General features: G+C 75.2%; 9 protein-coding genes. 3 read left to right on the forward strand and 6 right to left on the reverse strand.

Going from position 1 to position 9432, the window contains the following annotated elements:
* Positions 1-274: hypothetical protein (locus EF903_RS22025; protein ID WP_148142555.1), on the reverse strand; the 274-nt coding region annotated here is incomplete at its 3' end.
* A gap of 247 nt (positions 275-521) precedes the next feature.
* On the opposite strand from EF903_RS22025, the gene EF903_RS22030 reads away from it, so the two are divergent.
* The gene (locus EF903_RS22030; protein WP_125545784.1) at positions 522-788 is read left to right on the forward strand and encodes a DUF6343 family protein; all 267 of its coding nucleotides are present in this window, start codon (positions 522-524) and stop codon (positions 786-788) included.
* Positions 789-833: 45 nt separating this feature from the next.
* Here EF903_RS22030 and EF903_RS22035 read toward each other — a convergent pair whose 3' ends face one another.
* From EF903_RS22035 to rpsA, 4 genes are all read right to left on the reverse strand, one after another.
* Complete coding sequence (locus tag EF903_RS22035) at positions 834-1223, reverse strand: tetratricopeptide repeat protein (protein ID WP_125545786.1); 390 nt, start codon at positions 1221-1223, stop codon at positions 834-836.
* Between the two features lie 49 nt (positions 1224-1272).
* Positions 1273-1899 (reverse strand): dephospho-CoA kinase, encoded by a 627-nt coding sequence (gene coaE / locus EF903_RS22040; RefSeq protein WP_125545788.1) that lies wholly within the window; start codon positions 1897-1899, stop codon positions 1273-1275.
* A gap of 68 nt (positions 1900-1967) precedes the next feature.
* Positions 1968-2906, reverse strand: coding sequence for a PAC2 family protein (locus EF903_RS22045; RefSeq protein WP_125545789.1), 939 nt, complete (start codon positions 2904-2906; stop codon positions 1968-1970).
* A gap of 231 nt (positions 2907-3137) precedes the next feature.
* A complete protein-coding gene (gene rpsA, locus EF903_RS22050) occupies positions 3138-4643 on the reverse strand; it encodes a 30S ribosomal protein S1 (RefSeq protein WP_114057109.1) in 1506 nt (501 codons plus the stop codon).
* A 343-nt stretch (positions 4644-4986) separates the two neighbouring features.
* On the opposite strand from rpsA, the gene EF903_RS22055 reads away from it, so the two are divergent.
* On the forward strand, positions 4987-5850 hold the full coding sequence (locus EF903_RS22055; RefSeq protein ID WP_125545791.1) for a class I SAM-dependent methyltransferase: 864 nt from the start codon (positions 4987-4989) through the stop codon (positions 5848-5850).
* Between the two features lie 3 nt (positions 5851-5853).
* Positions 5854-8427 carry an ATP-dependent helicase HrpB gene (gene hrpB / locus EF903_RS22060; RefSeq protein WP_125545793.1) on the forward strand — a complete coding sequence of 858 codons (2574 nt, stop codon included), beginning with the start codon at positions 5854-5856 and terminating at the stop codon, positions 8425-8427.
* Here hrpB and EF903_RS22065 read toward each other — a convergent pair.
* On the reverse strand, positions 8417-9391 hold the full coding sequence (locus EF903_RS22065; protein ID WP_125545795.1) for a DUF3068 domain-containing protein: 975 nt from the start codon (positions 9389-9391) through the stop codon (positions 8417-8419). The two genes, hrpB and EF903_RS22065, sit on opposite strands and share 11 nt — an antisense overlap.
* Between the last annotated feature and the right edge of the window lie 41 nt (positions 9392-9432).

Here is a 9432-nt window from a genome sequence, read left to right on the forward strand (position 1 = left end):
CCGTGGCGGGGCTGCGGGCGGCGCGGACGAGCAGCGGCAGCGCCCCCGCCACGGGCAGGAACACGGCGGGGACGACGCGGGTGCGCACCCCCCGGCCGTGCGGGCGGACGACGTCGATCAGGGCGGCCTCCGCGCCGGGGATCCCCGAGGCGTCGGGCAGGGGGGCGCCCTCCGGTGACCAGAAGGCCAGTCGGCCGCGGCGCGGGACCTCATCGGGCAGGAAGACGGCGGGGTGGGGCAGCAGGGCGTACGGGGGCGGCTTCGGTGTCGACACGCTGCCTCCTCGCCTGCTCCGGCCGGGCCCCTGCCCGGCTCTTCGCCCGGCTCCGCAACCGGGCCGGATCTGCTCTGCCGAGTGTAGGCGCGGGTACTGACAACGCCGCTGAACTGGCCGTTCTGTTCGTTCACCGCGGGAGGGCACACCTCCGGGGCGGCGGTGGGACGATGGGGAGAGCGAGGGTCGGCGGGCCCGGAGCGACCGGGCGGCGCCGGCGACGGGACGAGGCGACGAGGCGGTGCCCATGCGTTCCGGTAACGAGCCCGTGACCGCCCGCAGCCCGCTGCGCCTGCGGTTCTGGCTGAGCCTGTGGGGCCTGGTGTGGGCCGGGGCGGGCACGGCGCTGTTCGCCGTGGCGGACCGGCCCGGCTGGGCGGCGTTCTGCGGGGTGGTCGGCCTGCTGGCGGCCGTCGACCTGGTGGTGGTGGTCCGGCGCATCCGGCAGGGCCCGCACTACCAGCCGGGCCGCGACATCCCCCCGTACGAGCCTCCGGCGGGGCCGCGCCCGTAGCGCCTGCAGGCCCGCGGCCCCGGGAGCCCCGCGGCCCCGGGCCGGCTACTGCTCGAAGCGGGCCGCGGCGAGGTAGTCGGGCTGCGGGTCGAGGGCGGCGGCGAGCCGGAAGTGCTTGCGGGCCTGCTCGTGGCGTCCGGAGCGCTCGTGCGTGCGGGCGAGCGCGAAGTGCGCGAAGGCGTTGTCCGGCTCACGCTCCAGCACCAGCTCGAACTCCCGCTCCGCGCGCCGCAGCTGGGCGGAGGCGAAGAAGGCCCGGGCGCGCAGCAGCCGGGCCGCGGTGCTTTCGGGGTGGGCGGCGAGCACCGAGTCGAGGAGCTTCACCGCGCCGCGCGGGTCGCGGGCGGCCAGCAGCCGTTCGGCGGCCCGGTAGTCGATGACGTGCGTCTCCGGGGACTGGCCGGCCGGCGCGGCGGGCGGCGTGGTATCGGACACGGTCTGCTCCTTCCCCCTCCCCCGGCCTTGAACGCGGGGTCGCGGGCGGCTATTCCGTGCCGGGCGCGGCTCCCGCGGCCGCGGCGGCCCGCGCGGTGAGTTCCTCCCACACTGCGCGAACCTGCGGTCCGAGCGCTTCGAGCGGGCCGTCGTTGTCGATGACCAGGGTCGCGACGGCCAGCCGCTGCTCCCGGGTGGCCTGGGCGGCCATCCGGGCGCGGGCCTCGTCCTCGGCCATGCCGCGCAGGGCGGTCAGCCGGGCGAGCTGGGTCTGCGGCGCGGCGTCCACCACCACGACCAGGTCGTACAGCGGGGCGAGGCCGTTCTCGGCGAGGAGCGGCACGTCGTGCACGACGATCGCGCCGGGCCCGGCGGCGGCTTCGAGCTCGGCGGACCGGGCCCGAACCAGCGGGTGCACGATGCCGTTCAGGACCTTCAGCTTCTCCGGGTCGGCGAAGACGACCGCCCCGAGACCGGGCCGGTCGAGGGTGCCGTCGGGGGCGAGGACCGCCTCGCCGAAGGCCTCGACGACGGCCGCGAGGCCGGGGGTTCCCGGTTCCACGACCTCGCGTGCGATGCGGTCGGCGTCGACGACGACCGCTCCGTAGCCCGCGAGCAGCCGCGAGACCTCGCTCTTGCCGGCACCGATTCCGCCTGTCAGGCCCACCCTCAGCATGCGCAGCAGCGTAGCCGCTGCCGGACCGGTGCAGGAGACCCGGCCCGGCCCCGCCGCCCCGCCCTCGCCTACGCGTCGCCTTCGCGCTCGGCCAGGAACCGCTCGAACTCGCGGCCGATCTCGTCGGCCGTGGGGATCTCCGCCGGTTCGGCGATCATGTTGCCCCGGGTCTCGGCGCCGGCCGCGGCGTCGTACTGGTGCTCCAGGCCGCGGACGAGGGAGACCAGTTCGTCGTCGCCCTCGCGGATCTGCCGGTCGATCTCCGTCTGCGTGCGGTGGGCCTCGGTGCGGAGGGCGTGCGCGACTCCGGGCAGGACCAGGCCGGTCGCCGCGGTGATCGCCTCCAGGACGGTCAGGGCTGCGTCCGGGTAGGGCGAGCGGGCGATGTAGTGCGGTACGTGCGCGGCGACGCCCAGCACGTCGTGCCCGGCCTGGGCGAGGCGGAACTCGACGAGCGATTCGGCGCTGCCGGGGACCTGGGCCTCGTCGAAGGGGCTGTGGTGGCCGGGCATCAGGTCGGTCCGGTTGCCGTGCGGGGTGATCCCGACGGGCCTGGTGTGCGGGACGCCCATGGGGATGCCGTGGAAGTTGACGGAGAGCCGGACGCCGAGGCGTTCGACGATCTGCCGGACGGCGGCGGCGAAGCGCTCCCACTCCACGTCCGGCTCGGGGCCGGAGAGCAGCAGGAAGGGCGCGCCGGTGGCGTCCTGCACGATGCGGACCTCCAGGCGGGGCTCCTCGAAGGAGGTCCAGTGGTCGCGGCGGAAGGTCAGCAGGGGGCGCCGGGCCCGGTAGTCGACCAGGCGGTCGGCGTCGAAGCGGGCCACGACCTGGTGGGGCAGCGTGTCCAGGAGCCGCTCGACGATCTGCTCGCCGGTCTCGCCGGCGTCGATGTACCCCTCGAAGTGGTAGAGCATGACCAGTCCGGCCGAGTCCTGGGCGAGCGCCAGGTCGGCCACCGCCAGCCCCTTGGCGTCCCATTCGTACAAACCCTGTGGATCAAGCACTGTCACCGCTCCTCCTCGCCTCGTTCTCTGCGAAGAACGTCCGAGGGGGCCGCACCATTCCCCGTTCGGCCGCATTAGCGGGGCGGGAGCCCGGTCGGGCCTCGCCGTTGCCGCGCGGGGGCCGGCCGGGCGGGGGCAGCAGCAAGGCCCGCCCCCTCGGAAGGGGACGGGCCTTGCGTTCAGCTCAGCTCACCGCCGGTTCGCGACCGGCGGCGCGGTGCGCTGCTGCGATCAGCTCTGGCCGCCGGCCAGCTTCTCGCGGAGCGCGGCCAGGGCCTCGTCGGAGGCCAGGGCGCCCGAGGTCTCGTCCGACTCGGAGGAGTAGGAACCACCCGAGATGCCCGCACCGGCGTTGCCGGCGGCCGGGGCGGCAGCACCCTCGGCAGCGGCGGCCTCGTCGGCCTCGCGGCTCTTGATGACCTGCGCCTGGTGCTGCTCGAAGCGGCTCTGCGCCTCGGCGTACTGGCGCTCCCACGTCTCGCGCTGGGTCTCGTAGCCCTCGAGCCAGTCGTTGGTCTCGGGGTCGAAGCCCTCGGGGTAGATGTAGTTGCCCTGGTCGTCGTAGGACGCGGCCATGCCGTACAGGGTCGGGTCGAACTCGACCGACGCCGGGTCGGCACCGAAGGACTCGTTGGCCTGCTTCAGGGACAGCGAGATCCGGCGACGCTCGAGGTCGATGTCGATGACCTTGACGAAGATCTCGTCGTTGACCTGGACGACCTGCTCCGGGATCTCCACGTGGCGCTCGGCCAGCTCGGAGATGTGGACCAGGCCCTCGATGCCCTCGTCGACGCGGACGAACGCACCGAACGGAACCAGCTTGGTGACCTTGCCGGGGACGACCTGGCCGATCTGGTGGGTCCGGGCGAACTGCTGCCACGGGTCCTCCTGCGTCGCCTTCAGCGACAGGGAGACACGCTCGCGGTCCATGTCCACGTCGAGGACCTCGACGGTGACTTCCTGGCCGACCTCGACGACCTCGGACGGGTGGTCGATGTGCTTCCAGGACAGCTCGGAGACGTGGACGAGACCGTCGACGCCACCCAGGTCCACGAAGGCACCGAAGTTGACGATCGAGGACACGACGCCGGAGCGGACCTGACCCTTCTGCAGGGTGGTGAGGAACGTCTGGCGGACCTCGGACTGGGTCTGCTCGAGCCAGGCACGGCGGGACAGGACCACGTTGTTGCGGTTCTTGTCCAGCTCGATGATCTTGGCCTCGAGCTCCTTGCCCACGTAGGGCTGGAGGTCGCGGACGCGGCGCATCTCGACCAGGGAGGCCGGGAGGAAGCCGCGGAGGCCGATGTCGAGGATGAGACCACCCTTGACGACCTCGATGACGGTACCGGTGACGATGCCGTCCTCTTCCTTGATCTTCTCGATGGTGCCCCAGGCACGCTCGTACTGGGCGCGCTTCTTCGAGAGGATCAGGCGGCCTTCCTTGTCCTCCTTCTGGAGGACCAGGGCCTCGATCTCGTCGCCGACCTTGACGACCTCGTTCGGGTCGACGTCGTGCTTGATCGAGAGCTCGCGGCTCGGGATGACGCCTTCGGTCTTGTAACCGATGTCGAGCAGGACCTCGTCCCGGTCGACCTTCACGATGACGCCGTCGACGATGTCGCCGTCGTTGAAGTACTTGATCGTCTCGTCGATCGCGGCGAGGAAGGCTTCCTCGTTACCGATGTCGTTGACCGCAACCTGCGGGGTGGTGGCGGTGGTCTCGGTGCTGCTCGTCATGTGGGAAAGGGCTCCGGTACGGACATTGAAGTCGTAGGTACTGCTACGCCGGGAGCCCTTATCGGCATCTGCCGAAGAAGCCGGACAGCCAAGGAAGCCCGCAACCCGTGAAGGTGCAGGGCCTCGAGAACCGAGGGGACATCAACAGATGCAAGCGCAGCCTGCTAGGTCTGAGGAGCACAGGCTCGCAGCGCAACTTGTAGCATACGGGGGCGGCCGGACAGGGTCAATGCGCGAACGGGCACACCTCGGGCGGATCACCGCACAACAGGCACAATTCCTTGCCGGGCAGGCGCTGATGGCCTCCCTGCATTCATTTCGGCAGACTACGACGACGGGCCCCATGAACCAAGAGGACTACCTCCCCGAACACGCGTACGATACCGCCGCCGGGGAGGACGCCGAGGCCACCCGCCGCCACGCGGACGACGCCGAGAGCAGCAGGGCCAGCCGCGTCTGGTGGGACCGCAACGCGGACGAGTACCAGAGCGAGCACGGCGCGTTCCTGGGGGACGACCGCTTCGTGTGGGGCCCCGAGGGCCTGGACGAGGCCGACGCCGCCCTGCTCGGCCCGGCCGCCTCCCTCGCCGGCAAGGACGTCCTGGAGATCGGCGCCGGCGCCGCCCAGTGTTCGCGCTGGCTCGCCGCGCAGGGCGCCCGCCCCGTGGCCCTGGACCTGTCGCACCGCCAGCTCCAGCACGCGCTGCGCATCGACGGCGGCGCCGTCCCCCTGGTCGAGGCGGACGCGGGCCGGCTGCCCTTCCGCGACGGCTCCTTCGACCTGGCCTGCTCCGCGTACGGGGCGGTGCCCTTCGTCGCCGACCCGGTGAACGTCATGCGCGAGGTCCACCGCGTGCTGCGGCCCGGCGGCCGCTGGGTCTTCTCCGTCACCCACCCGATCCGCTGGGCGTTCCCGGACGAGCCGGGCCCCGAGGGCCTGTCCGTCTCGGCCTCGTACTTCGACCGCACCCCGTACGTCGAGCAGGACGAGCAGGGGCGCGCGGTGTACGTCGAGCACCACCGCACCCTCGGGGACCGGGTCCGGGACGTCGTCGCCGGGGGGTTCCGGCTGGTCGACCTGGTGGAGCCGGAGTGGCCCGCCTGGAACGCGCAGGAGTGGGGCGGCTGGTCCCCGCTGCGCGGCCGGCTGATCCCCGGCACCGCGGTCTTCGTCTGCGAGCGGGACGACGCCCGCGGCGGGGCCTGAGCCGTGCCCGTACGCACCGCCGCCCTCGGCGCCCTGCCCGTGCGCGAGGCCGTACCCGCGCTGCTGTCCGCGCTGGACGGCCACGGTACGGCCGTGCTGTGCGCCCCGCCGGGCACGGGCAAGACCACCCTGGTCCCGCTGGTCCTGGCCGGGCTGGTCGGCGACGGGCCGCCGCGCCGGGTCGTGGTCGCCGAGCCGCGGCGGATCGCCGCCCGGGCGGCGGCACGCCGGATGGCGTGGCTGCTGGGCGAGGAGGCGGGCGGCTCCGTCGGGTTCACGGTGCGCGGGGAGCGGGTGGCCGGCCCCGGGACGCGCGTCGAGGTCGTCACGACCGGGGTGCTGCTCCAGCGCCTCCAGCGGGACCAGGAGCTGGCCGGCGTGGACGCCGTCGTCCTCGACGAGTGCCACGAGCGGCACCTGGACGCGGACACCGCGGCCGCGTTCCTGCTGGACGTGCGGGAGGCGCTCCGGCCGGGGCTGCGGCTCGTCGCCGCATCCGCGACGACCGACGCGGAGGGCTGGTCGCGGCTGCTCGGCGGCGCCCCGGTGGTGCGGGCGGAGGGGGTCTCGTACCCGGTGGAGACGGTGTGGGCCCCGCCGGCCCGGCCGGTGCGCCCGCCCCACGGCATGCGGGTCGACCCGGCGCAGCTGGCGCACGTCGCGGCGGTCGTGCGGCGGGCGCTCGCGGAGCGCGAGGGGGACGTGCTGTGCTTCCTGCCGGGCGTCGGGGAGATCGCCCGGGTCGCCGGGCTGCTCGACGGCGCCGGGGCGGAGGTCCTCCAGGTGCACGGCCGGGCGCCGGCGGCGGTGCAGGACGCGGTGCTGGCGCCGCGGGCGGGCGGCGGCCGGCGGGTGGTCCTCGCGACCTCGGTCGCGGAGTCGAGTCTGACGGTGCCGGGGGTCCGGGTGGTCGTGGACTCGGGGCTGGCGCGCGAGCCGCGGACCGACCACGCCCGCGGGCTGGGCGCGCTGGCGACCGTACGGGCCTCCCGGGCGGCGGCCCGGCAGCGGGCCGGACGGGCCGGCCGGGAGGCGCCGGGCACGGTGTACCGGTGCTGGTCGGAGGCGGAGCACGGGCTGCTGCCGGCGTTCCCGGCGCCGGAGATCCGGCTGGCGGACCTGGCGGGGTTCGCGCTGCACGCGGCCTGCTGGGGCGACCCCGACGCGTCGGGGCTGGCGCTGCTGGATCCGCCGCCGGCCGGCGCGCTGGCAGCCGCGCGGGCGGTGCTGGCATCGGTCGGCGCGGTGGACGGGGCGGGCCGGGCCACCCCGCGCGGTGCGCGCATGGCCCGCCTCGGCCTGCACCCGCGGCTGGCCCGCGCCCTGGTGGACGGCCCGGCCGCGGCCGGCGCCGGCGGGGCGGGGGCGGCGCGGCGGGTCGCCGAGGTGGTGGCGCTGCTGAGCGAGGAGCCGCCGCGGGAGTACGGGGACGACCTGGTGGCGGCGTGGCGGAGGGCCGCCGCCGGGGGCGACGCCTACGCGGCGCGGTGGCGGGCCGAGGCGAAGCGGCTGGCCGCGCTCGCCGCGGCGGAGCCCGCCCGGGCCGCGGGCGGTCCGGGCGGCCGCGGGGTTCAGGGCTCGCAGCCCGGGGACGACCGGCTCGCCGGGCTCGTCGTCGCGCTGGCGTTCCCCGAGCGGGTGGCCCTCCGGCAGGGGCCGGGCCGGTTCCTGATGGCGTCCGGCACGCGTGCGGCCCTGCCCGACGGCTCCCGCCTCGCCTCGGCGGGCGACTGGCTGGCCGTGGCGGTCGCCGACCGGTCGGCCGGCTCCGCGGACGCCCGCCTCCGGCTGGCGGCACCTCTGGACGGGGACACGGCCCTGGCCGCCGCCGAGCACCTGCTGGCGTCGGCGCAGGAGGTGCACTGGGAGGACGGGGACGTCGTCGCCCGCTCCGTCGAGCGGCTCGGTGCGATCACCCTCGCCGAGCGCCCCCTGACCGCCCCGGATCCGGCCCTGCTGCGCGCCGCGCTGCTCCGGGGCCTGGCTCAGGAGGGCCCGGCCGGGCTGCTGCGCTGGTCGAAGGAGGCGGCCGCGCTGCGCGAGCGCCTGGCCTTCCTGCACCGCACGCTGGGCGGGGACTGGCCGGATGTGTCGGACACGGCCCTGACCGCCCGTGCGGAGGACTGGCTGGAGCCGGAGCTGTCGCGGGCCCGCCGCCGCGCGGACCTGGCCCGCATCGACGCCGGCCAGGCGCTGGCGCGCCTGCTGCCGTGGGCGTCGGGTGAGGCGGCCCGCCTCGACGAGCTGGCGCCGGAGCGGATCGAGGTGCCGAGCGGCTCCCGGATCCGGGTGGACTACTCGGGGGAGCAGCCGGTGCTCGCGGTGAAGCTCCAGGAGCTGTTCGGGCTGGCCGAGACGCCTCGCGTCGGGGGCGTGCCCGGGGTGCCCGTCCTGGTGCACCTGCTGTCCCCGGCGGGGCGGCCCGCGGCGGTCACCGCCGATCTGGCGTCGTTCTGGGGCGCCGGCTACCGGGCGGTCCGGGCCGAGCTCCGCGGCCGCTACCCGAAGCACCCCTGGCCGGAGGACCCGGCGGCGGCGGAGCCCACCCGGCACACCAGCGCCCGCCTCAGGCGGTGACCCGCCGCGCCCGCGCCTCCCGTCCGCGCGCCTCCCGCCACAGCGCCGCGCCGAGGAGCAGCAGCCCGGCGGCGGCGAGGCCCGCCGGCGCGTAGGCGCGCAGGGCGAGGACCTTCAGCCGGTTCGCGGCGACGAGGGCGACGGTGTGCCGGCTGTAGTCCTCGCGCATCCTGACGTGCCCGGCGAAGACGGTGAGCCGGCCTTCGGGGGCTCCGGCGGCGATGCCGCCGCGCATCTCCTGCTCGATGACCTGCTCGGCGTTGACGGGCGCCCCGGTGACCGGGTCCACCCAGAACATCGCCTTGGCCCTGTACCAGAGCGAGGTGCCGGTGGTCTGCTCGAAGGTCGCCGGGTCGATGCCCTCGATCGGCATCTTCTTGGGGAGGGGCACCTTCGTCCAGGGCACGGTCTGCTCGTAGTAGTGGACGTCCATGCCGCGGAAGGTGCGCGGGCCGAGGTAGCGGGCGGGCGAGGAGGTGCGCGTCTGCGCGTCGAAGTACAGGTGGTCGCGGGGCTGGGCACCGAAGGGCCATTTGAACTCGATGCCCTCGCGGCGCACGGGATCCCCGTCGACGGATTCGCCCGCGGCGTGCACCGGCTCCTGGGTGTGGGCGTCGAAGACGTACCGCTCGGGGATCTGCGAGACCATGCGGCCGTCGGGGCCGGCGATGTGGGTGAGGGTGTCCCACACGACGACGTCGCGGCCCGTCTCGGCCGACGCGCGCCGGGCCGCCTCCACGTCGTCCTTGAGGGTCTGGACGATCGTGACCTTGTCGACCTTCCTGGGCTGCATGCCGCCGGCGTAGTCGAGGAGGGTCGCGCCGCGGGCCTCCAGGACGACCGCCTGGTACTGGCCCGGGGGGATCCGGGCGAGGCGGGGGTACGCGTACCAGCGCAGCAGCGGCGCGAGGGCCGCGCAGAACACGGCGAGGGCGAGGAGGGCCAGGCCCGCACGGCTCCGCATGCCCGGCCCCCTCACGGCTGCCCCGGTGCGGCGGGCGCGCT

This window comes from Streptomyces sp. WAC05292 (genome assembly GCF_003949955.1).
Classification (GTDB): Bacteria; Actinomycetota; Actinomycetes; order Streptomycetales; family Streptomycetaceae; genus Streptomyces; species Streptomyces globosus.

Bases quoted from the DNA above. Each gene is read 5' to 3' on its own strand.
- EF903_RS22030 (WP_125545784.1), top strand. From the start codon at position 522: ATGCGTTCCGGTAACGAGCCCGTGACCGCCCGCAGCCCGCTGCGCCTG.
- coaE (WP_125545788.1), bottom strand. From the start codon at position 1,899: ATGCTGAGGGTGGGCCTGACAGGCGGAATCGGTGCCGGCAAGAGCGAG.
- rpsA (WP_114057109.1), bottom strand. From the start codon at position 4,643: ATGACGAGCAGCACCGAGACCACCGCCACCACCCCGCAGGTTGCGGTC.
- EF903_RS22055 (WP_125545791.1), top strand. From the start codon at position 4,987: ATGAACCAAGAGGACTACCTCCCCGAACACGCGTACGATACCGCCGCC.
- EF903_RS22065 (WP_125545795.1), bottom strand. From the start codon at position 9,391: ATGCGGAGCCGTGCGGGCCTGGCCCTCCTCGCCCTCGCCGTGTTCTGC.